The organism is Vreelandella hamiltonii (assembly GCF_014651775.1).
GTDB lineage: Bacteria > Pseudomonadota > Gammaproteobacteria > Pseudomonadales > Halomonadaceae > Vreelandella > Vreelandella hamiltonii.
This window is the reverse complement of sequence record NZ_BMXN01000030.1, coordinates 1-22,956: the sequence shown is the minus strand read 5'-3', so window position 1 is coordinate 22,956 and position 22,956 is coordinate 1. Positions and strand designations below refer to the sequence as shown.

Sequence of the window (22,956 nt, the reverse complement as noted above, 5' to 3'; positions counted from 1 at the left end):
CCTCTGGCCAGTGATGCGCCAGAGGGCTGTTCAAAGACGCCTGGTGAGCAGGCGTGCAAAAGTCGCAGCCTAGCCCTTTCTCAGCGTGCTCAGCAGTTCTTCCAGCTTGCGCTGGTCAGCCATGAACTTACGAATCCCTTCGGCCAGCTTGTCGGTGGCCATCTCGTCTTCGTTCATTGCCCAGCGAAAATCGGCTTGTGCCAAGGCTTCTTCCGGTGAGCTGCTGGCGCCAAGGGGGCTGAGTTGGCGGGGCAGGTCGGCTTCGATCTCGTCCAGCTCCTTGAGCAGGGCAGGGGAGATGGTCAGGCGGTCGCAGCCTGCCAGCGCCTGGATCTCACCGATGTTACGAAAGCTGGCACCCATCACGATGGTGGGGTAGCCGTGGCCTTTGTAGTACTCGTAAATTCCTTTGACCGACTGTACGCCCGGGTCCTGTGCGCCGCTGAAGTCGGCATCAGGTTGGCGCGCCTTGTGCCAATCAAGAATCCGCCCCACGAAAGGCGAGATCAGCGTGACGCCAGCATCGGCGCAGGCTTGGGCCTGGGCAAAGCCGAACAGCAGGGTCAGGTTGGTACGAATCCCGTCGCGCTCCAGCTGGTGAGCGGCCTGAATACCTTCCCAGGTCGAGGCCATCTTGATCAGAATACGCTCGGGGCCCACGCCGTACTCGGCATAACGCTCGATCAGCGAGTGGGCCTTGGCGATGGTCGCTTCCTTGTCGAAAGAGAGACGCGCGCTGACCTCGGTGGATACATAACCGGGAACCAGCTTGCTGATTTCGCTACCGATATCCACTGCCACCCGATCGACCGCGTCATCCAGGTCGGTGCTCTCCTTGGCGATACTGGCCAGGCGAGCGCGGCGCTCCTCCTGCTGGGCCGCCTGAAGAATCAGCGAAGGGTTGGTGGTGGCGTCCTCGGGCTGGAAGCGACGAATGGCTTCCAGATCCCCGGTATCGGCCACCACGGTGGTCATCTCTTTCAATTGGCTTAATAGGCTAGTAGCCATGCAGTGCTCCTTGTATGAGTCATGGTTACTCTAACAAGGCTGGCTCGCGTTGAGTATGTTTGATCGGTGACGATGATGAAGAATCCGCTGCTCGCCACTGATAGCCGACGGCCTGCGGCCGTTGGCTGATCTTGAACCGGGCCGCCTGCTCCCGCATGCCTTCGGCGGCCGACTCCAGCGACATGGCGTCCTGTGCGGTGGCATCCACCTGACGCGCATTGGCCTGGGTTACCTGGGTCTGCTCCTGCAGGGTCTCGTTGATCTCTTCGATGTTCTGGTGCTGCAGGTGGGCGGCTTCGGCAATATCGGTAATCAATCGGTGAGTCGTGGAGATCGAGCCGACCATCTCCTCGAACTGCTGGTTGGCATCTCGGGAAAGCTGGTTGCCGCGCTCGATACTGGTATTGGAAGAGGCCAGCAGGCTGCGAATCTGAGTGGCAGCTTCTGCGCTGCGGGTGGCCAGTGAACGCACTTCAGCGGCCACCACGGCAAAGCCACGACCCTGTTCGCCCGCACGGGCCGCTTCCACCGACGCGTTGAGGGCCAGCAGGTTCGTCTGGAACGAAATGCCATTGATGACGTTGACGATGTCGTTGACCTGCTTGGCGTGGGCATCGATCTCTTCCATGGTCGACAGAAAGGCTTCCATGGTGTGGTGGCTCTGCTGAGCTTGTGTCGTGGCGTGTTCGGTCAGTTCCTTGGCCTTCAGGGCATGCTCGGCGGTGTGGGCCACGCTATCGGTCAGGGTATGTACGTTGGTGGCCGTGTTGTCCAGTGAGGTGGTTTGCTGATGGGTGCGCGTGGCCAGGTCCTCGTTACCCAGAGCCAGCCGCTGAGCACTCTGGAACACGTGCTGGCTGTTGTCATGCAGTTGCTTGACGGTCTCGATCAGGGAGTTTTGCATGACCCCCAGGGCCGCATAGAGCTGGCCGATTTCGTTGTTGCCACGGGCTGGAACCTCGGCACTCAGGTCTCCTTCGGCCATATGACGAAAGTGGCCGATCAAGTGGCGGATGGGCTGTAGCAACTGGAAGTGGCCCAGCCAGATCAAGGCGCCCATCAGGGCCAGGGAGACCGCCATGCCCAACGCCAGCCCAGCGGCCACCATACCTGCGCGCTGCTCGGCGTCCTGCATCAGGCTGACACCCTGCTGATCGGCTACCTGGTAAAACGCCCGAGCATGGCCTGCCAGGGCCTCGCTATGATCCATGGCTTCCAGGGTGATTTGCCGATAGCCGCTGCGGTCACCGGTGGTAATGGCGTTGCGCTGGGCATCCATACTGGCCAGCAATTGGTTGGCGCGCTCACCAATGGCGTCGCGCAACGCTGAATAGGGGCTGTCCTGAGTGGCCTGCAGGAAGCTTTCAAGCGCCTGGGACATCTCGTTCAATTCATACTCGACGGCTTCCAGCGCTGCGATGGGGTCCCCGAGCGACGGACGCAATTGGCGCTCCAGGGCACGGTCCATGCGATTGAGACCTTCCAGGCTGGCAATGTGCAACCGATTCAGCGAGGAGGCTTGCTGAACATTGACCTGCTCAAGCGAAGCCAGGTCACGCTGGCTCTGCTGCATGATATGCCAGGCCAGTGCGGCGAACATCAGCAGGCAGCCTGCCATCAATAGCAGCGCGGCAAGGCTCAGATTGCGTAGCGAAATGTTTTCCAGCTTTTTGAGTATCATCGTGGCCCCCAGGACAGCGTCATTTGAATCATGACGGGCAGCTTAGTGGGCAAATGTTTCAGTTCTGAGTGGGCGATGCGCGATTCTGGGGTTGTGTGTATGATTAGCGTCCTATCTAAGTGGCCAGCGAGCGGCCAACCAGCGTAGCTTTCAAGGAGATGTATGGAACTCAATCCGCGTCGCGTAGCGCTATTGGTGGCGGCCAATACGGCGTTGGCCCCTTTTGCAATAGATGCCTACCTGCCTGCCATGGGAGTGCTGGCGGAAAGTATCGGTGCCAGCATTCACCATACTGAGCTTTCCATCAGCATGTTTCTGTTCGGCTTTGCGCTGGGGCAGCTCTGTTTTGGCCCGCTGTCGGACCGCATGGGGCGCAAACCTGTGCTGCTCAGCGGGCTGGTGGTCTTCATGCTGGCCAGCTTGATGATCACCACCGCCGATAGCTTGACATCCTTGCTGGCATGGCGGTTCGTGCAGGCGCTGGGCGGGGGAGCCTGCGTGGTCAATTCGGCGGCCATCGTACGGGATTGTTTCAGCGGGCGTGAGGCTGCCAGGGTGATGTCCACCATGGCCATGATCATGATGCTGGCACCGCTGGTGGCGCCGGCGGTCGGGAGCCTGCTGCTGCATATTGCAGGCTGGTGGCTGATCTTTGTGTTTCTGGCTGTCTATGCAGGCTTTTTGCTCTGGCTGTTGGGGACGCGCCTGCCTGAAACCCGCGACCCCGGCCTGCCCGCCGCAACCCCTCGTAAGGTGCTGGGTAACTACGCCAGCGTGCTGCGTCACCGAGAGGGCATGGGTTACATTTGCGCCGTGGCAGCCTCGTTTGCGGGTCTGTTTGCTTTCGTGACGGCGTCGCCCTTTCTTTATCTCGATTACTTCTCCCTCTCTCCAGGCGTTTACCCGCTGGTATTTGGGGTCAACGTGGTCATGATTGCGCTCTCCAACCGGCTGAATATCCACCTGCTGCGCAAGCGCACACCCCAGCAGAACCTGCGCTTTGGCTTGACGGTGCAGCTATGCGCCGCGCTGGCACTGGTGGCCGCAACGGCCTTCGATCTGGCCACGCTGCCGGTCGTGGTGGCGCTGGTGATGCTGTTTACCGGCATGATCGGGCTGATCACACCCAACGCCATCTCGTCGCTGCTGGATCATTTCGGCCATATCAGCGCCACGGCCACGGCGCTGCTGGGAGGCATTCAGTTCAGCTGTGGCGCGCTGGCGGGTGTGTTGGTGGGGCTCTTCCAGGTAGAGCATCTCTGGCCGATGGTGCTGACCATGCTAGGTGCGGCGCTGCTGGGTAACATCGGGGTGAGAAAGCTCACCCAGGCGGTCTAGGCGTGGCGGTGCTCGAATGGCTGGGACTCACCATGGAGCTCTCCTTGGGAATTTCTCTGGCGACATGGCTGGCCTGTGCCGGGGTGCTGCTGCTGGGGGCCTTCGTACAGCGTGCCACGGGGTTTGGCCTGGCGGTCGTCGGGGCACCGCTGTTGCTGATGCTGGAGCCACGGCTGGTGCCGGTAGTGCTGGTGCTGTTCGGTTTTACGGTTTCGCTGATGATGGTGCGGCGCTATTGGCACGAAGTGCATCTGCGCGAGATCAGCGTGGCACTGGTGGGGCGGCTGCCGGGGAACGGGCTGGGAATCTGGCTGCTGCTGGCGGCGCCCATGGCCGTGCTGGAAACGTTGATTGCCGCTATCGTGCTGTTTGCGGTAGGCGTGACGCTGTGCCGTTTTCATGTGCCGGTGAATCGCGTCACGCTGTTCGTGGCCGGTGTACTGTCGGGCATCTTCGGCACCGTGGCTGCCATTGGTGGGCCGCCCATCGTGCTGTTGATGCACGGCTTTTCGCCGGATCGCATGCGCGGCAATCTGGCGGCCTTCTTCGTCATCACCTCGCTGCTGACCCTGGCGACGCTAGCCCTGGCGGGGCAGCTCAGCATCTGGCATTTCAAGCTGGCGCTGACGTTTCTGCCTGCCGTATTGATCGGCAATGCGCTGGCCGATGCGGTGGCCCATCGGTTGGATAAAGTGCTGCTACAACGCTGTTCATTGGCCCTGTGTACGCTGGCGGCGCTGGGCTTGCTGCTGTGATAGGGCCCCAGGCCAACGCTTCGTTAACATTCCTCGCTAAAAAAATTACCGCTGTCATATTTCTGCAATCGTCGCTGTGCAAACTCCTCGGTGTGAAAGGCCAATCGCCAACATTGCCGAACGGCTCAAATCGAATAGCCCAGGCATGAAACCAAAGGGGACACGACGATGAAAGTAACGAAAAAGACACTTGGTGTTGTAGTTGCTGCCGCACTGGCTACCGGCGTATCGACGGCTGCCGTTGCTCGTGACACCGTGCAGATTGCAGGTTCTTCAACTGTACTGCCGTTTGCCAGCATCGTGGCGGAAGAGTTTGGTAACACCTACTCTCAATTCAACACCCCAGTGGTAGGCTCTGGTGGCTCCGGTGGCGGTCTGCGCCAGTTCTGTCAGGGCGTTGGTGAAAACACCATCGACATCGCCAACTCTTCTCGTGCCATCCGCAGTGGCGAAGTGGCCAACTGTAACGAAAATGGCGTCAACGACATCCTCGAAGTGATGTTCGGCTACGACGGTATCGTGTTTGCATCGCGTATCGACCGTGAAGAGTTCGCTCTGACGCCTGAGCACGTATTCAAAGCCGCTGCCGCTCAAGTCACACAAGATGGTCAGCTGGTCGACAACCCCTACACCCGCTGGAACGAAATCGACAGCAGCCTGCCCGACCAGGAAATCGTGCTGGTGATTCCGGCTTCCAACCACGGCACCCGTGAAGTATTCGAAGAGAAAGTCATCCACGCTGGCTGTGAAAGCGATGCCAACGTAGAAGGCGATGCCTGTAACTCACTGCGTGGCGATGGTCGTATCGTCGAGATCGCGGGTGACTACACCGAAACGCTGGCTCGTCTGGATGCCCAGGCCGATGCCGTTGGCGTCTTCGGTCTGAGCTTCTATGACCAGAACCGTGACCGCCTGCAAGTGGCTACTGTGGATGGCGTAACGCCCAGCCTGGAAACCATCGGTTCTGGCGAATACCCCGTTTCTCGTCCGCTGTTCTTCTACGTGAAGGGCGAGCACCTGGACGTGATTCCTGGTCTGGCCGAGTACACCGAGTTCTTCCTGAACGACATGATCTCTGGTTACGGCAGCCCGCTGGAAGACGCTGGTCTGATCCCGATGAGCGAAGAAGAGCGTGCTGAAGCACTGGCTCAGTTCCAGGCCCGTACCGTGGTAAGCGTTGAAGAGTAAGACTGCCGCCATCGCTTAACCGCGGTGATCAGGTAGGTATTGCGCCGGCATCATGGAAATGGTGCTGGCGCTTGAACGTAGGAAATCATGGGCGGAGAGAGAATGAGTAACATTGCCTTGATAGCCACGCTACTCGTGATAATGGCCTTGGCTTACCACTTGGGTTTGACACGCAGTCGCGCGGTTGCGGCAGAGCACGATGTCAGAATGCATTCGCGCCCCGGTTATTATGGAGCGTTGGTGGCCCTGTGGTGTGGGCTGCCAGCGCTTGCCCTGTTTGTATTGTGGTCGCTGTTGGCACCACAGTTGATTGACATGCTGGTCGTTCAGCAACTGCCCCCTGAGCTGGTGGCAGGCATGAGCGAACGTGAAATGAATACCTTGTTACGGCGTATCACCGCGCTGGCCAATGAACGTAACGTGGCTGGGGGGGGAAGCGCCGAGGAGTTGGCCGCGGCCGCACACATGGCGCGCCTGCAGACCTTCCAGAACACCACGCTGATCGCGCTGATGGCCGTGGTGGCCGTGGTCGGGCTGGTGTTTGCCCGGCGGCGTATTTCCCCTCAGTGGCGGGCGCGTAATCATGTCGAGCGCGTCATCTCCATTGCGCTGGCCTCCTGCTCCGCCATCGCGATTTTCACCACGGTGGGCATCGTGTTGTCGATGCTGGGTGAAGCGCTGAAGTTCTTCAGCTTCATCAGCCCGGCAGAGTTCTTCCTGGGCACGACCTGGAATCCGCGTTTCAGCACGTCGGGAACCGATGCACAGGGTGAGTTTGGCCTGCTGCCGCTGCTGTGGGGCACCATGATGGTGAGTATCATTGCCTTGCTGGTGGCGATCCCCGTGGGGCTGATGACGGCGATTTACATGGCCGAATATGCGCCCCCCTGGCTGCGTAACGTGGCCAAGCCGATCATCGAAATTCTGGCCGGTATCCCGACCATCGTGTACGGCTTCTTTGCCCTGATCGTCATCGGGCCTTTCCTTTCCAGCCTGGGCGATATGGTCGGCATCAATATTCGTACCACCAGCGCGCTCACCGCGGGCCTGGTGATGGGCATCATGATCATTCCGTTCGTATCGTCACTCTCTGACGACATCATTACCCAGGTGCCCAAGTCACTGCGCGATGGTGCGCTGGGGCTGGGGGCAACCAAGTCCGAGACCATTCGCCAGGTGGTATTGCCTGCGGCGCTGCCGGGTATCGTCGGTGCCTTTCTGCTGGCGGCCAGCCGCGCCATCGGCGAAACCATGATCGTGGTGTTGGCGGCCGGTAATAACCCGGTACTTCACGGTAACCCGTTCGAGGCGGTATCGACCATCACCGTGACCATTGTCAACCAGTTGACCGGGGACATGGATTTTGCCAGCCCGCAGTCGCTGGTGGCCTTTGCTCTGGGCTTGACGCTGTTCGTCATTACCCTGGGCCTGAACGTCATCGCACTGGTTGTGGTGCGTAAATACCGCCAGCAATACGAGTAAGCGACCATGTCTATTACGATTGAGCAGCGCCGTCAGCATCGCCTGACAACGATCGAAAACTCGCTGGCAAGACGTCATCGTCAGGAAAAGCGTTTTCGCTTTGCCGGGTTGGCCGCCGTCGTGACCGGCCTGACCCTGGTCGCCATTCTGTTCATCAGTATTCTGATGCGCGGTGTGCCGGCGTTTTGGCAAGCGACGCTCTACCCGGAGGTGTACTTCGACCCCGAAGTGATCCAGCTGGAAGAGAAGCCGGTGCGCGCCAGCGGTGAAAGCCAGTCGGCGTTCAATGAACGCTATTCCGCGTGGCTGACCCAGGCAGGACTGGTCAACTGGCAGTCATTGATCGACCGCGCCATGGAAGAGGCGCTGGGGGTCGAGGTCGAGCCTCGACAGCTGCGTGATCTGCGTGCCCTGGTGGCATCGGGTGAGCGTTTCTCGCTGCGTGAGCAGTTCATCAAGGACCCTTCCCTGTTGGGCCAGACCGTGGAAGTGAAAATGCTGGCGGCGGCCAACGTCGACGTCTGGATCAAGGGCAATATCGACCGCTCGCTGCCGGATGCACGTCAGCAGTTGAGCGCTCAGACCCGTGAATGGGCCGACCGTCTTTACGACGAGAACGTCATCCGCAACTCCTTCAGCACGTCGCTGTTCCTCAACACCGACTCGCGTAGTTCACCTGCGTCGGCGGGTCTGGCAGGGGCCTTCATGGGGTCGCTGTTCATGATGCTGATCGTGATCACGCTTTCGGTCCCCATCGGTGTAGCCAGCGCCATCTACCTGGAAGAGTTCGCGCCCAAGAACCGTTTGACCGATCTCATCGAGATCAATATCAACAATCTGGCAGCCGTGCCCTCCATCGTGTTCGGCTTGCTGGGGGCTTCCATCTTCATCGGCTATCTGGGCATGCCGCTGTCGGCCCCGCTGGTGGGCGGGCTGGTGCTGACGCTGATGACCTTGCCGACCATCATCATCGCTACCAGGGCATCGCTGCGCTCGATTCCGCCCTCCATTCGCCAGGCGGCATTGGGGATCGGCGCATCGAAAGTGCAGACGGTCTTCCACCATGTGCTGCCCTTGGCACTGCCGGGCATCCTGACGGGCTCCATTCTGGGCGTTGCCCAGGCGCTGGGCGAAACGGCGCCGCTGCTGCTGATCGGCATGAATGCGTTCGTGTCCAACGTGCCCAGCACGCCATTGGAGCAGTCGGCTGCGCTACCGGTACAGATCTATCTATGGCAGGGTAACGAGCTGCGTAATTTCTTCGAGGCGCGTACGTCAGCGGCCATTATTGTACTGCTGGGGTTGATGCTGAGCCTGAACGCACTGGCAATCTGGCTGCGTAAAAAATTCGAGACGAGGTGGTAAGTGAATACTTCAACAGAGCCCAAGACATCCCCATTGGTGAGCGTAGGCGCTGGCGAGAGCCGCACCAGTAAAGCCACCGACAAGGTCAAGATGAGCGCCCAGGACGTCAAGGTCTTTTACGGTGCCAGCCAGGCGATCAACGGTATCAGTCTGGACGTGTACGAAAACGAAGTGCTGGCATTCATCGGGCCTTCTGGCTGCGGTAAGTCCACCTTTCTGCGCTGCTTGAACCGCATGAACGACACCATCGACATCTGTCGGGTCGAGGGCAAGATCACCCTGGATGACAAGGATATCTATGCCCCGGATCGCGATGTGGTACTGCTGCGTGCCCAGGTAGGCATCGTGTTTCAGAAACCCAATCCGTTTCCCAAGTCGATTTATGAAAACATCGCCTATGGCCCGCGCCTGCACGGTCTGGCAAAGCGCAAGGCCGAGCTGGACGACATCGTCGAGAGCAGCCTGCGCCGTGCCGGGCTCTGGGAAGAGGTCAAGGATCGACTGGATCAGCCGGGCACCGGGCTGTCGGGTGGCCAGCAGCAGCGCCTGTGCATTGCCCGCACCGTGGCCGTCAGCCCGGACATCATCCTGATGGATGAGCCGTGCTCGGCCCTCGACCCCATCGCGACGGCCAAGGTGGAGCAGCTGATCGATGAGCTCAGCGAGAGCTATACCATCGTCATGGTGACCCACAACATGCAGCAGGCCGCACGGGTGGCCGACCGTACGGCGTTCTTCCACATGGGCGACCTGGTGGAGGTGGACAGCACCGACCAGATCTTCACCAACCCGCAAGACCAGCGTACCCACGATTACATCACGGGACGCTTCGGGTGATCACGCAGTACTGATCACGGGTTACCCGCAGGGGGCATGGCCGCCTGCGGGTTCGATGGCTGGTTTTTTTTGATTTTTAATATATGATTTTTCATATATTGACGGTTCACTTGGCTCTGGAGGTTCAGCATGTCACTACGCATTGGTATCAACGGGTTTGGCCGTATTGGTCGTCTGGCACTGCGCAGCCTGTGGGCGCGAGTCGCTGCCGACGAGGTAACCCTGGTGCGCATCAACGACCCGGGCGGCGATGCGGCGACGTTTGCCCATTTGCTGGAGTTCGACTCGGTTCATGGCCAGTGGGCGCCGGAGCAGGGCATTGGCGCTACCCCGGAGGCGATCACCATCGATGGCCGTACCATCGCCTTCAGCGCCCACAAGACGATTGCCGAAGGTGACTGGTCCGGTTGTGATGTGGTGATCGAATGCTCCGGCAAGATGAAAACCACGGAGAAGCTGCAGGCCTATCTGGATCAGGGGGTCGAGCGTGTAGTGGTCAGTGCGCCGGTCAAGGAGGAGGGCGTGCTCAACGTGGTGGTGGGCGTCAACGACCATCTGTTCGACCCCGCTACGCACCGCATCGTCACTGCGGCCAGCTGCACCACCAACTGTCTGGCCCCCGTGGTCAAGGTCATTCTGGAAACGTTTGGCATCCGTCATGGTTCCATGACCACGGTGCACGACATTACCAATACCCAGACGATTCTGGACGCACCGCACAAGGACCTGCGCCGGGCGCGCGCCTGCGGCATGAGCCTGATTCCCACCACCACCGGTTCGGCCAAGGCGATCACCGCCATCTTTCCCGAACTGACCGGCAAGCTGAACGGCCATGCGATTCGCGTGCCGCTGGCCAATGCCTCGCTGACCGATATGGTGTTCGAGCTCGAGCGCGAAGTGACCGTCGAGGAGGTCAATCAGGCGCTCAAGATGGCCGCAGAGGGGCCCTTGAAGGGGATTCTGGGTTACGAGGAGCGGCCGCTGGTGTCCATCGACTACCGCACCGACCCGCGCAGCTCGGTCATCGATGCGCTCTCGACCATGGTCGTGAATGGTACGCAGCTGAAGCTCTACGCCTGGTACGACAACGAGTGGGGGTATGCCAACCGTACCGCAGAGCTGGCCTGGAAGGTGGGCAAGGAGCAGGCGCGCCGTGGCTGAGTCGCTCAGGGCACGCATCGGCGCACTGCCTTTCGAAGTGCGCCAGTACATGCTGATCACGGGCAACTACTGGGCGTTTACCATCACCGATGGGGCCCTGCGGATGCTGGTGGTGATGTACTTCCACCAGTTGGGTTACTCGCCTCTGCAAATCGCCATGCTGTTTCTGTTCTACGAAGCGTTTGGCGTGGTGACCAATCTGGTGGGAGGGTGGTTGGGCGCGCGGTTGGGGCTCAACCGCACCATGAACGTGGGGCTGGGGCTGCAGATCGTGGCGCTTGCCATGCTCATGGTGCCTGCCGGGATGCTCACCGTCGTTTGGGTCATGGCGGCCCAGGCGCTGTCGGGTATTGCCAAAGACCTGAACAAGATGAGCGCCAAAAGCGCAGTGAAAGTGCTGGTGCCGGCTGATAGCGCCAATGCCAACAGTGCCTTGTACCGTTGGGTAGCGATGTTGACCGGCTCCAAAAATGCCCTGAAAGGGCTGGGCTTTTTTGTAGGCGGCGTGCTGTTGACGCTGATCGGCTTTCGCGGCGCGGTGGTGGCCATGGCGCTGATGCTGGGTGCCGTGCTGGGGCTGTCGCTGTGGCGGTTGAAGGCAGACCTCGGCAAACAGAAGGTCAAGCCAAAGTTTTCCGAGATTTTCTCCAAGTCCCGCGCCATCAATGTGCTTTCGGCGGCGCGCTTCTGCCTGTTCGCATCCCGGGACGTGTGGTTTGTCGTGGCCTTGCCGGTATTCCTCTATGATCAACATGGCTGGAGCCACTGGACCGTGGGAGGGCTGTTGGCCGCCTGGATCATTGGCTACGGCGGGGTGCAGACCCAGGCGCCCAGGCTCACCGCACTGTTCCGTGGAGACGCTCGGATGCTCACGGCTGGCTGGGCCGCCGCGCTTGCCGTGCTCGCCATTCTGCTGGCTCTGCTGCCCCTGGCACAGGTGGGGTGGCTGGTAGTGGGGCTGCTGGCCTTCGGCGTGCTGTTTGCCGTCAACTCCAGCTGGCACAGTTATCTGATCGTCCACTATGCCCGTGCCGATGGCGTGTCCATGGACGTAGGCTTCTACTACATGGCCAACGCCATGGGCCGCCTGGTCGGCACACTGCTCTCGGGGTGGCTCTACATGGCCTATGGTTTGAGCGCGTGCCTGTGGGTGGCGGCGGCGCTGGTGGCTGCCAGCGCGCTCATGGCACTGGCGTTGCCCAGGCAGGTGGCGTGATTCGCTCGCCTGGCGCTGGCCTGACGCTCACCCTGGGGAGTTCCCAGACCCTTGCCTGGGCATCCAGCTACTATCTGCCCGCCATTCTGGCGGTGCCCATGGCGCTGGAATTGGAGCTGTCCACTCGCTGGGTATTTGGCGCCTTCTCGGCTGCGTTGCTGCTGGTCGCCATGTTGGGACCCAGCGTCGGGCGTCTGATCGATCGCCAGGGTGGGCGCGGTGTGCTGATGGCTTCGAACGCCATCATGGCGGTGGGCTTGCTGGCACTGGCGCTGGCACAAGGGGCGGTGACATTGGTGCTGGCATGGTTGCTGATGGGCGTGGGCATGGCGCTGGGTCTTTACGATGCGGCCTTTGCCACGCTGGGGCGGCTGCTGGGGAGTCACGCCAGGGCCTCGATTACCGGCGTGACCCTGGTGGCAGGATTTGCCAGTACTCTTGGCTGGCCCATCACTGCCTTCATCGAGAGCGAGTGGGGCTGGCGTGCTGCCTGCGCCAGCTGGGCGCTGGCCCATGTCGTGTTGGGAATGCCCTTGAACGCTCGCTTGCCCAAGGCCGAGCGAGCGCTCTCCAGCGTGTCGAGCCCTGCGTCTGAGGCGCCTGAACGCCCGCGTTTTACCCTGCTGCTGCTGGCGTACGTGTTCGCGGCGGGGTGGTTCGTTTCCACGGCCATGGCCGCCCACCTTCCCAGGCTGCTGCAGGAGAGTGGCGTTTCTCTGTCGGTGGCGATTGCAGCGGCTGCTCTGGTGGGGCCTGCGCAAGTAGCGGCGCGCATGGGGGAGTTCGTTTTGCTGCGCCGTTTTCACCCCTTGTTCGCAGGCAGGATCGCTACCACGCTGCATCCCGTGGGCGCCGGGTTGCTGACGTTTTTCGGCATGCCGGCCGCCGGGTTTGCGTTGCTGCATGGCGCGGGTAACGGCATGATGACGATTGCCTCGGGGACGCTGCCCCTGGCACTGTTTGGCCCGCAGGGGTTTGGCCGCAGGCAGGGGCTCATCATGATGCCCGCTCGGGCCTTGCAGGCCCTGGCGCCGCTGCTGTTTGGGCTGCTGATCGACCAGTGGGGCGCATCCGCGCTATGGCTGACGTCGCTGCTCATGCTGGCAGCCACGCTAGCGCTGCTGAGTATCCCGGCTCCCCGGCGTTAACGGGGCGCCATCCAGGAACAGCCGCCTGAATTTCCACCATCCTTCCACTCGTAATCGCAGGCCTTGCCAGGCAAGGGACGGCTCTATCCAGAGGCCGGCCTCTGGCAACTGATGATATTCGAAGGCCGATGTGTCGCTTGGCGCGCCCAGCTCTGCCACGGCGATATGTGCCGTCCCGCCACAGCAGCCATGACGTGGTGAACGGCGTACCGTCACCACGCCTCCGTGCTGCTGGATGAATGCCACGGCAGGGTGCTCCATCTCGATGACCTGACGCATGACGCTCCTGGCTGCCCATGCCGGGCCGTTAGGTGGGGGGATAGTAGACGGTCTCTCCGTCTTCCTTGGTAAATTGTGCAACAGGGTGGTCCAGGAGTGCCAATACCTGCTCAGATGGGCGGCATAATCGCGTGCCCTTGGGCGTACTGACGATGGGCCGGTTGATGAGCAGCGGGTGAGCAATCATGGCGTCGATGAGCTGGTCATCGCTCAACGTCGGGTCGTCGAGCTGCAGTTCATCATAAGGCGTCCCTTTCTGGCGCAAGAGCGCCCTGGGGGGCAGCTGCATCATGGCCAGCAGTGCCAACAGCCGCTCTCGGCTGGGCGGCGTTTCCAGGTAGTGGATCACCTGGGGCGTTTCTCCCGATGCTTCGATCATGGCCAGCGTATTACGCGACGTGCCACACGCAGGGTTGTGATAGATCACGATCATGGCGGGGTCCTCATCAGGAGGGTTGGGCTGCAGGAAAATGCGCGCTGGTCTTATTGGCGATACGCACCAGGGCCAGCATGAGTGGCACTTCTACCAGCACACCGACCACCGTGACCAGGGCTGCTCCAGACTGCAGGCCAAACAGCGCGATGGCGGCGGCCACGGCGAGTTCAAAAAAATTGCTGGCACCAATCATCGCCCCCGGTGCGGCGATATTATGTGGTACGCGCCACGCCTTGGCCCAACCATAGGCGATGAAGAATATAAGAAAGGTCTGAATGATCAACGGAATGGCAATCAGCACGATATGCAGCGGATTGCTCAGGATGACATCGCCTTGAAAAGCAAACAGTAAGACCAGCGTGACGATCAGGCCCATGGGGGTGACCGGGGCCAGGCGTTTCATGAACACCTTGTCGTACCATTCGGCGCCTTTTCTGGCCATCAGCGCTTTGCGAGTGACATAGCCAGCGGCCAGGGGAATGACGATGTAGAGCACGACCGAGAGCAGCACCGTGTTCCACGGGACCTGGATGTTCGAGATGCCCAACAGCAGAACCACGATGGGGGCAAAGGCAAACAGCATGATCAGATCATTCAGCGCTACCTGTACCAGAGTGTAAGCCGCGTCGCCCCGTGTCAGGTAGCTCCATACGAACACCATGGCCGTGCAGGGGGCGGCCCCCAGCAGAATCGCTCCGGCCAGATACTGGTTGGCCAACGCTTCAGGGATGAACGGGCGGAAAATCACCATGAAGAAGAGCCAGGCCAGCGCGAACATGGTGAATGGCTTGATCAGCCAGTTGACCGTGGTGGTGATGGTCAGCCCCTTGGGCTGACGGCGCACACCGGCGACCGCGCTGAAATCGATTTGGGCCATCATCGGGAAAATCATCGCCCAGATCAGCACGGCGATGGGCAGCGACACCTGAGCATATTCAAAGCGCGCCAGGGTTTCCGGTATCTGGGGCGCCCATTGACCCACGGCGATACCGACCATGATGGCAATGGCCACCCAGAGCGACAAATAGCGCTCGAAAAGTCCCATGTCGGCGCTGCTGGGGGTGGCTGGCTGTGGCTGTGTCATGTTCACTCCTCGTTCAAATGGCGCGCTGGTTGACCCGTCGGGAGAGCTCTTCGGCACTCTCCTTGCGCTCGGAATAGCGGTCGGTCAGCAGGTCGCTGCGCTCTCGGGTCAACAGCGTGAATTTCATCAGCTCTTCCATGACGTCCACGATGCGGTCATAGAAAGGGGAGGGTTTCATGCGGTCGTCGTCATCGAACTCCATGAAGGCCTTGGGCACCGAGGATTGGTTGGGAATGGTCAGCATCCGCATCCAGCGACCCAGAATACGCAGCTGATTCACCGTATTGAACGACTGGGAACCGCCACACACCTGCATGACCGCCAGTGTCTTGCCTTGGGTGGGCCTGACACCCCCCAGTGCCAGAGGAATCCAGTCGATCTGTGCCTTCATGATGCCGGTCATGGCGCCATGTCGTTCGGGGGAGCACCAGACCATGCCTTCCGCCCACTGGGCCAGCGTGCGCAGCTCTTCCACTTTGGGATGGCTGGCATCCTCGGCATCGGGGAGAGGCAGTCCGCTGGGGTCATAGATACGTGTTTGAGCCCCCATGGCTTCGAGCAGGCGCGCAGCTTCTTCGACGACCAAACGGCTGAAGGAGCGTTTGCGTAGCGAGCCATACAGCAGCAGGATTTTGGGGGAGGGGAGGTCGTTGCTGGTCAACCCCAGGGATTCCGGGCTGGGAATCTTGAACAGGGCAGGGTCGAGGTTGGGTAAGGTGTCTAAGGATGCCATGTGAAGGTCCGTTAAAACGATGTCCTTCATTTTGGCATTGATATATGAATTTTCATATATCTTTTGTGGCAACACACATCATTTTGCCAGCCATGGACCACAGGCTGGACGCGCTTCATCGCTGCCGCCATGAAGCGCGCTGTGAATCAGTCGATCAGCTCGACCGCCACGGCGGTTGCTTCACCGCCACCAATGCACAAGCTGGCGATGCCGCGTTTGCCGCCTTTCTGGCGCAAAGCATGAATCAGCGTGGCGATGATGCGTGAGCCGGTAGAGCCGATAGGATGCCCCTGTGCACAGGCGCCGCCAAACACGTTGACCTTTTCATGAGGCAGGCCCAGATCATCCATGGCCATCAGCGTGACGACCGCAAAGGCTTCGTTGATTTCGAACAGGTCCACATCTTTGACGCCCCAGCCAAGCTTTTTCATCAGTTTCTCGATGGCTCCTACCGGTGCGATGGTAAATTCGCTGGGATGACGCGAGTGGGTTGCATGCCCCAGCATTCTGGCCAACGGTTTGACACCGTGACGCTGTGCTGCTTCATGGCTCGATAAAATCAGCGCCGAGGCGCCGTCGGAGATCGAACTCGCATTTGCGGCGGTAATGGTGCCATCTTTTGCAAACGCTGGGCGCAGCTGGCGAATCTTGTCCAGTTTGGCCTGAAAGGGCTGCTCATCGTGGGACACCACGGTTTCACCCTGGCGGGTCGTCACGGTGACGGGCGCCATCTCGGCATCCAGGTTGCCATGGTTGGTGGCGGCCATGGCCCGTTCCAGCGAGGCAATCGCGAAATCGTCTAGCCGTTCACGGGTGTAGCCACGCTCGGTGGCCACCTCTTGCGCAAAGACCCCCATCAGCTTGCCGGTTTCGGCATCTTCCAGGCCATCGAGAAACATGTGGTCTTTCAGCTCACCGTGGCCCAGACGATAGCCGCCGCGTGCCTTGGTCAGCACATGGGGGGCATTCGACATGGACTCCATGCCGCCCGCCAGCACTATTTCTCCACTGCCTGCCTTGATCAGGTCATGGGCCAACATGGCCGCTTTCATGCCAGAGCCGCAGAGTTTGTTGATGGTCGTGGCACCATTGGCATCGGGAATGCCTGCCTGTCGCATGGCCTGGCGTGCCGGACCTTGCTTGACTCCGCCAGGCAGAACGCAGCCCATGATGCCCTCTTCGACGAGCGCAGCGTCGATGCCTGCTCGCTCGATGGCGGCGCGTATGGCCACAGCGGCCAGTTCCGGTGCGCTCAAGGTGGAAAGGCTGCCCATCATGCCCCCCATGGGAGTGCGGGTAGCGGATAAAAAGACGATGTCGGTAGCGTTACTCATGGCCTATCTCCTGATAGATTTTTTGTGATTATCGTGCTGAGCGGTTAGCGATGCGTTGACCCGCTGGCGGGGCTGTGGTCTTCTCCTAGGTAACCAAGCAAGCGCTAGTGTAAATGACATGAATGTAATGAATGCCTCTCCTCGCCGCAAGGAATTGACACGCTTAGCCGCTCAGCTATTCGTTCAAGAGGGCTTTGACCGCACCACGGTGCGCATGCTGGCCCAGGAAATGGGCATCAAGTCTGGCAGTCTGTTTCACCACTTCAAGGACAAGCAGGAAATCCTGGCAGCGGTGATCGAGGAGGGCACGCAGAACGCACTGACCATCGCCAGAGCAGCGCTACAGGCGTGCCCCGATCAGCCAGAGGCGCGATTGCATGCCATGGCGCGCGCGCACCTCGACACGCTGTTTGCCGACCGTAATGCCCATGTGGTAGCGCTGTTCGAATGGCGTCGCCTGGACCCTGCGGCCAGCGCTCACCTGAGCCATTTGCGCGATGCCTACGAGGCCATGTGGGTCGAGGTGATCGACGATGCTCTGGCAGCAGGGCTCATTCATGGCGACCGCTTTCTGGTTTCACGTTTTATTCTTGGCGCCTTGAACTGGACCGTTCGCTGGTATGATCCCAATGGCCCGCGCACCCCGGACGACCTGGCCGATGAGCTGGTCGCGATGATCCTGTCTCGGTAATTCTGTCTTGATGCTCCTTTCTCGCTGATCTTTTCTCGACAGTTCTAGGCCCCTCTGGCTTCTCCAACCGCTGTCTGATCGACCAACGTCTAACCCTGTCGAGCAGCTTGCGGCTTGCGCTCTTGAGTAAATGCTTTTAGCGTTGGTTTATTCGGTAGGCTTCCGTTAACGTAAACGGACAATAACACCAATACTACGTGGAATCCTGCCTGTCCGAGTGCTCACGACCAACAACACAAGAGAGCCGTCATGACAGCGACATCAGCAGCAACCTCACTTCCCGCGTATTCGACATTTCTCGAGGATTTTTCAATAGATAGCGTCGTCGCCAGGCTGGATGACCACCACGATGGGTGCCTGAATGCCTACGAGGCTTGCTGTGGAAGGCACTTACGCCAGGGCCGTGGTGATGTGCTGGCGCTGGTGCATGAGGATACCCAAGGCCAAACCCACACGCTGACCTATGCCGAACTGGAGCAGCTGAGTGGGCATCTGGCAGGGTGGCTGAAAAGCCAGGGGCTGGGGGAGGGTGACCGCATTGCCTGCATGCTGCCGCGCTCGGCAGCGCTGCTGGTGGCCGTGCTCGCCACCTGGCGGATTGGGGCGGTCTACCAGCCGCTCTTTACCGCGTTTGGGCCCGATGCGGTTGATTATCGGTTGGGGCGGGCAGATACCAGGCTGGTGATAACCGATCACGCCAACCGCTATAAATTCGATGGCCTGAGCCAGTGCCCGCCGGTGCTGGCCGTGGGTGGCGCTACCCGCGAGCATGCCCAGGATCATGATTGGCAGGCGGCATTGACCTATACGTCAATCAGCGATACCCCGCCCCGGCTGTCGCCGGATCAGCCGTTCCTGCAGATGTTTACCTCGGGGACGGTCGGCAAGCCCAAAGGCGTTGCCGTGCCCCTGTCGGGTATGACGGCCTTTGCGCTCTACATGGAGCTGGCGGTCGACCTGCGCGAGGAGGATCGTTTCTGGAACATGGCCGACCCCGGCTGGGCCTATGGCCTGTATTACGCCATTGCCGGGCCGCTGCTGTTGGGGGTAACGACACACTTTTGCGAAGCGGGCTTCAGTGCCGAAGGCGCGCTGGCGTTCATGAAGCGTCATCAGATTACCAATTTCGCTGCCGCGCCGACGGCCTACCGCCTCATGAAGGCGTCTGGCCTGTTCGATGACGCTCACCAGACCCTGACGCTACGGGCGGCCAGCTCCGCCGGAGAGCCGCTCAATACCGAGGTGGTCACCTGGGTGGAAAAATCATTGGGCTGTCCGGTGATGGATCACTATGGCCAGACAGAAACGGGCATGACCTGTAACAACCACCACTCCCTGGACCACCCCAAGCACGTGGGGGCCATGGGCGTCCCGATGCCGGGCTATCGTCTGGCCATTCTCGACGCCGAATACAACGAGCTGCCGCCTGGCGAGCCTGGCGTACTGGCAGTGGATATCAAGCGCTCGCCAGCCCACTTTTTCCAAGGCTATACCTGGCAGGAGAAAGACCCCTTCGTCAACGGCTACTACCTGACCGGCGATGTGGTCATTCGTAATGAAGATGGTTCGTTCCAGTTTGCTGGCCGTGATGATGACATCATTACCACGGCGGGCTACCGAGTGGGGCCAACGGATGTCGAGAATAGCGTCATGACGCACCCGGCGGTGGCCGAGTCCGCCGCCGTGGGGCAGCCGGATGAGATTCGTGGCGAAGTCATCAAGTCGTACATCGTGCTGCGCGATGGCTTCGAGCCCAGCGATGCGCTGGCGGAGGAGATTCGCCAGCAGGTACGCGAGCGGCTCTCTACTCACGCTTTCCCTCGGGTCATCGAGTTCGTCGATGAGCTGCCCAAAACGCCCAGCGGCAAGATTCAGCGCTTCAAACTGCGTGCTCAAGCCGCCGAGCAAGTGCGCCACAGCTCATGATTCACAGGACATCATTCAGAGGAAGAGTGCCATGCAGGTAAAGGATCGTACGTTTTTGATTACCGGGGCGGCCTCGGGGCTAGGGGCGGCGACGGCAGCTCGACTGGTAAAGGCGGGTGGGAAGGTGGTGCTGTGCGACATGAGTGATCGTGTTGCGGACCTTGCCGAGCAGCTGGGGTCTCAGGCGCACGCCTGCATCGCCGACATTACCTCCGCCGACGACATGCAGGTGGCGGTGAACAAGGCCGTTGCGCTGGGGGGCGAAAGCGGCCTTTCGGGAGTGGTTCATTGTGCGGGCGTGGTCAGCGTGGCCAAGCTGGTGGATCGGCAAGGCAACCCGGCAGACCTTGAGAGTTATGCGCGCACCATTCAGATCAATCTGGTAGGTACCTTCAATGTCATGCGTCTGGCGGCCGCCGCCATGGCCAGCAATCCGCCAGACGAAGGGGGTGAGCGGGGCATCATCATCAATACCGCATCGATTGCCGCGTTCGATGGGCAAGTCGGGCAGTGCGCCTACAGTGCCTCCAAGGCGGGGGTTGTGGGCATGAGTTTGCCTGCCGCCAGAGAGCTGTCGCGTCACGCCATTCGTGTCATGGCCATTGCGCCAGGGGTATTCGAAACCCCCATGATGAGCGAGATACCGGACGAAGCTGCCCAGGCATTGGCCGCTGCGGTGCCTTTTCCCAAGCGTTTGGGCAAGCCTGACGAGTTCGCGCTGCTGGCCGAGCAGATCATTACCAATCCGATGCTCAATGGTGAAGTGATTCGCCTGGACGGTGGTATCAGAATGCAGTGATCCGCGCTCAGTAAGCTCTGATGGACAGCCTGCCCGTAGTTTTTGGGCAGGGTTTTTTATTTTAAAAAACATGGTGTTAATAAGGTAAAGACCAAAGTTGTAGCCGGTTTTGCGGTTTAATTCAAACGACTGCTTGACGGCGTCGGGCGTGCGCGCTAATTTTCAAACATGTGTTTGAAAGCGCCTGTTGAGTACCCGCTCTTTCAGCCCCCCGTTTAGGAGAAGTGACATGCCCAGCTATCAAGCCCCTCTGCGTGACCTGCGTTTCGTGATGAACGAAATGTTTGATTACCCTAGCCACTACGCGGCACTTCCCAACGGTGAAGTAGCGTCTCCCGATGTCGTCGGAGCGATTCTGGAAGAGGGCGCCCGTTTTGCTCGTGACGTGCTATTGCCACTGAACCAGAGCGGTGATGAAGAGGGCTGCCTGCTGGAAGGTGGCGAGGTCAAGGCTCCTCATGGTTTCAAGGAAGCCTATCAACAGTATGTCGAAGGGGGTTGGCCAAGCCTGGCGGCGGACCCTGAGCAGGGCGGGCAAGGCTTGCCGCATTCGCTGGCCATGATGCTTTCCGAAATGATTTGCGCCACCAACCTGGCGTGGGGCATGTATCCGGGGCTTTCCCACGGCGCCGCAGACGCGCTGCGTCATCATGGAACCGAGGCGCAAAAGGCCACTTACCTCACCAAGCTGGTCGAAGGTGTATGGACCGGCACCATGTGTTTGACCGAACCCCATTGCGGTACCGATCTCGGGCTGATCAAGACCCGTGCGGTTCCTGCAGAGGGTGACGCGTATCAGATCACCGGCACCAAGATCTTCATTTCTGCCGGTGAGCACAATCTGGCCGAGAACATCGTTCATCTGGTGCTGGCCAAGCTGCCGGATGCGCCCGAAGGCTCCAAAGGCATTTCACTGTTCGTCGTGCCCAAGTTCCTGCCCGATGCCGAGGGTAATCCTGGGCAGCGCAATGGTGTCAGCTGTGGCTCTCTTGAGCACAAGATGGGTATTCACGGCAACGCAACGTGCGTCATGAACTTTGATGGTGCCACGGGCTACCTGGTAGGCGCGCCGAACAAGGGTTTGGCTTGCATGTTCACCATGATGAATGCGGCCCGTCTGGGCGTGGGGATTCAAGGGCTTGGTCTGATGGAGGCCAGCTTCCAGAACTCGCTCAGCTATGCCCGTGATCGTTTGCAGATGCGTGGCCTTTCAGGTGTTCAGGCCCCTGATAAAGCCGCCGACCCGATCATTGTCCATCCCGACGTGCGTCGTATGCTGCTGACCCAAAAAGCCTTTGCAGAAGGCGGGCGCATGCTGGTGCTGTACACCGCCCAGATGCTGGATGTGGTCGAGCATGGCGCAGCAGGCGAAGAGAAGGAGCGTGCCGAGACCTTGCTTGGCCTGCTGACGCCGATCGTGAAGGCCTTCCTGACGGAAGTGGGCTTCGAGTGTACCAATGAAGGCGTGCAGATTTTTGGCGGTCACGGTTTCATCAAAGAGTGGGGCATGGAGCAGTTGGTACGTGATGCGCGTATCACGCGTCTCTATGAAGGCACGACCGGTATCCAGGCACTGGACCTGCTGGGCCGCAAGGTGCTGATGAGCCAGGGTGAATCTCTCAAGGTCTTCACCAAGGAGATTCACAAGTTCTGCCAGGCTGAAGCCGACAACCCTGCGCTCAAGGAATTCATCGAACCGCTGGCCAGGCTCAATGCCCAGTGGGGTGAACTCACCATGGGTATCGGTATGAAGGCCATGCAGGATCGTGAAGAAGTAGGGGCTGCCAGCGTCGATTACCTGATGTACTCCGGCTATGTCGCCGTCGCCTATCTGTTTGCTCGCGCTGCCAAACAGGCCGCTAGCGCACAGGGGGGTGAAGATGCCGCTTTCTACACGGCCAAACTGAATACCGCGCGTTTCTACTACCAGCGTCTGCTGCCACGTACCAGGGCGCACGCCGCCATGATCCAGGCAGGTGCCGGTAGCTTGATGGCGATTTCCAGCGAAGATTTTGGCCTGGGCTTCGAGATCTGAGCCCATGCCTTTGCCAGGCACTCTCTGGTCAGGGTACTGATCGGTGGTTTGCGGCAGGTCTGCCCTCGGGCATTGCCTGCCGCTTTTTTATCTCGGCTATACGAAAACTTTTTCAAAATAGCCCTTGCCAACCCGGCAGCGAATCCGTAAAGTACGCATCCGCTGCCGGGGACGCCAAGCGTTGCCAGCGGTGAAAAAGGTTGAAAAACCTTCGGTTTGTCAGGAGGTTAGCGTCATCTGTTGGTTGGATTGATCGCTCGCTTCACTCGCTGAAAACAGCCCTTGACAAACACCACGGAATGCGTAGAATACGCCTTCCTCGCTGAGGCAACACGGTTCAGGTCACCGAGCCAGTCACAGCGAAATGATGACAGTAGTATCGCTCTTTAACAATTTGATCAGGTAATTCATGTGGGCGCTTGCCGATGAGGGTGAATCATCACCTAATATCAAGGCAAGC

General features: G+C 60.1%; 20 protein-coding genes. 13 read left to right on the top strand and 7 right to left on the bottom strand.

All coding sequences use genetic code 11. The features are described 5' to 3' along the window. Window positions 1-69: 69 nt before the first annotated feature. On the bottom strand, window positions 70-1,008 hold the full coding sequence (gene tal, locus IE091_RS16675; protein ID WP_039182601.1) for a transaldolase: 939 nt from the start codon (window positions 1,006-1,008) through the stop codon (window positions 70-72). A gap of 25 nt (window positions 1,009-1,033) precedes the next feature. Continuing rightward, window positions 1,034-2,689 (bottom strand): methyl-accepting chemotaxis protein, encoded by a 1,656-nt coding sequence (locus tag IE091_RS16670; protein ID WP_189464163.1) that lies wholly within the window; start codon window positions 2,687-2,689, stop codon window positions 1,034-1,036. Between the two features lie 162 nt (window positions 2,690-2,851). On the opposite strand from IE091_RS16670, the gene IE091_RS16665 reads away from it, so the two are divergent. The 9 genes from IE091_RS16665 to IE091_RS16625 all read left to right on the top strand — a co-directional run bounded on the left by IE091_RS16665 (window position 2,852) and on the right by IE091_RS16625 (window position 13,179). Then, a complete protein-coding gene (locus tag IE091_RS16665) occupies window positions 2,852-4,027 on the top strand; it encodes a multidrug effflux MFS transporter (RefSeq protein ID WP_189464162.1) in 1,176 nt (391 codons plus the stop codon). 32 nt (window positions 4,028-4,059) lie between these two features. Continuing rightward, entirely contained in the window at window positions 4,060-4,782 is a 723-nt protein-coding gene (locus IE091_RS16660) for a sulfite exporter TauE/SafE family protein (RefSeq protein WP_189464169.1), read from the top strand. Window positions 4,783-4,950: 168 nt separating this feature from the next. Beyond that, window positions 4,951-5,970, top strand: coding sequence for a substrate-binding domain-containing protein (locus tag IE091_RS16655; protein WP_039182610.1), 1,020 nt, complete (start codon window positions 4,951-4,953; stop codon window positions 5,968-5,970). An 87-nt stretch (window positions 5,971-6,057) separates the two neighbouring features. After that, window positions 6,058-7,452 (top strand): phosphate ABC transporter permease subunit PstC, encoded by a 1,395-nt coding sequence (pstC, locus tag IE091_RS16650; protein ID WP_308428151.1) that lies wholly within the window; start codon window positions 6,058-6,060, stop codon window positions 7,450-7,452. Window positions 7,453-7,458: 6 nt separating this feature from the next. Next, complete coding sequence (gene pstA, locus IE091_RS16645; RefSeq protein ID WP_039182616.1) at window positions 7,459-8,817, top strand: phosphate ABC transporter permease PstA; 1,359 nt, start codon at window positions 7,459-7,461, stop codon at window positions 8,815-8,817. Between the two features lie 90 nt (window positions 8,818-8,907). After that, entirely contained in the window at window positions 8,908-9,654 is a 747-nt protein-coding gene (pstB, locus tag IE091_RS16640; RefSeq protein ID WP_050980293.1) for a phosphate ABC transporter ATP-binding protein PstB, read from the top strand. A 129-nt stretch (window positions 9,655-9,783) separates the two neighbouring features. Next, entirely contained in the window at window positions 9,784-10,815 is a 1,032-nt protein-coding gene (locus tag IE091_RS16635) for an ArsJ-associated glyceraldehyde-3-phosphate dehydrogenase (protein WP_189464161.1), read from the top strand. Further along, on the top strand, window positions 10,808-12,031 hold the full coding sequence (arsJ, locus tag IE091_RS16630; protein WP_016914322.1) for an organoarsenical effux MFS transporter ArsJ: 1,224 nt from the start codon (window positions 10,808-10,810) through the stop codon (window positions 12,029-12,031). The genes IE091_RS16635 and arsJ overlap by 8 nt, the downstream gene beginning before the upstream one ends. Beyond that, window positions 12,028-13,179: an MFS transporter gene (locus tag IE091_RS16625; RefSeq protein ID WP_189464160.1), complete on the top strand. Its 1,152-nt coding sequence runs from the start codon at window positions 12,028-12,030 to the stop codon at window positions 13,177-13,179. The genes arsJ and IE091_RS16625 overlap by 4 nt, the downstream gene beginning before the upstream one ends. Here the strand turns inward: IE091_RS16625 and IE091_RS16620 are convergent. The 5 genes from IE091_RS16620 to IE091_RS16600 all read right to left on the bottom strand — a co-directional run bounded on the left by IE091_RS16620 (window position 13,144) and on the right by IE091_RS16600 (window position 17,045). Next, window positions 13,144-13,458 (bottom strand): CC/Se motif family (seleno)protein, encoded by a 315-nt coding sequence (locus tag IE091_RS16620; RefSeq protein ID WP_026001749.1) that lies wholly within the window; start codon window positions 13,456-13,458, stop codon window positions 13,144-13,146. The two genes, IE091_RS16625 and IE091_RS16620, sit on opposite strands and share 36 nt — an antisense overlap. 28 nt (window positions 13,459-13,486) lie before the next feature. Next, window positions 13,487-13,891, bottom strand: coding sequence for an arsenate reductase (glutaredoxin) (arsC, locus tag IE091_RS16615; protein ID WP_189464159.1), 405 nt, complete (start codon window positions 13,889-13,891; stop codon window positions 13,487-13,489). A gap of 13 nt (window positions 13,892-13,904) precedes the next feature. Further along, window positions 13,905-14,978 (bottom strand): ACR3 family arsenite efflux transporter, encoded by a 1,074-nt coding sequence (arsB, locus tag IE091_RS16610; RefSeq protein WP_144983864.1) that lies wholly within the window; start codon window positions 14,976-14,978, stop codon window positions 13,905-13,907. 13 nt (window positions 14,979-14,991) lie between these two features. Beyond that, window positions 14,992-15,711, bottom strand: a complete 720-nt coding sequence (arsH, locus tag IE091_RS16605; RefSeq protein ID WP_096922703.1) for an arsenical resistance protein ArsH — start codon at window positions 15,709-15,711, stop codon at window positions 14,992-14,994. A 146-nt stretch (window positions 15,712-15,857) separates the two neighbouring features. Then, complete coding sequence (locus IE091_RS16600) at window positions 15,858-17,045, bottom strand: acetyl-CoA C-acyltransferase (protein ID WP_096922704.1); 1,188 nt, start codon at window positions 17,043-17,045, stop codon at window positions 15,858-15,860. Window positions 17,046-17,172: 127 nt separating this feature from the next. Between IE091_RS16600 and IE091_RS16595 the strand changes: the two genes are divergently transcribed. The 4 genes from IE091_RS16595 to IE091_RS16580 all read left to right on the top strand — a co-directional run bounded on the left by IE091_RS16595 (window position 17,173) and on the right by IE091_RS16580 (window position 22,496). Further along, a complete protein-coding gene (locus IE091_RS16595; RefSeq protein WP_016914316.1) occupies window positions 17,173-17,736 on the top strand; it encodes a TetR/AcrR family transcriptional regulator in 564 nt (187 codons plus the stop codon). Window positions 17,737-17,985: 249 nt separating this feature from the next. Next, window positions 17,986-19,662, top strand: a complete 1,677-nt coding sequence (locus IE091_RS16590; protein ID WP_189464158.1) for an AMP-binding protein — start codon at window positions 17,986-17,988, stop codon at window positions 19,660-19,662. A gap of 31 nt (window positions 19,663-19,693) precedes the next feature. Next, a complete protein-coding gene (locus tag IE091_RS16585) occupies window positions 19,694-20,461 on the top strand; it encodes an SDR family NAD(P)-dependent oxidoreductase (RefSeq protein WP_189464157.1) in 768 nt (255 codons plus the stop codon). A 229-nt stretch (window positions 20,462-20,690) separates the two neighbouring features. After that, a complete protein-coding gene (locus IE091_RS16580) occupies window positions 20,691-22,496 on the top strand; it encodes an acyl-CoA dehydrogenase C-terminal domain-containing protein (RefSeq protein ID WP_189464156.1) in 1,806 nt (601 codons plus the stop codon). The last annotated feature ends 460 nt before the right edge of the window (window positions 22,497-22,956 follow it).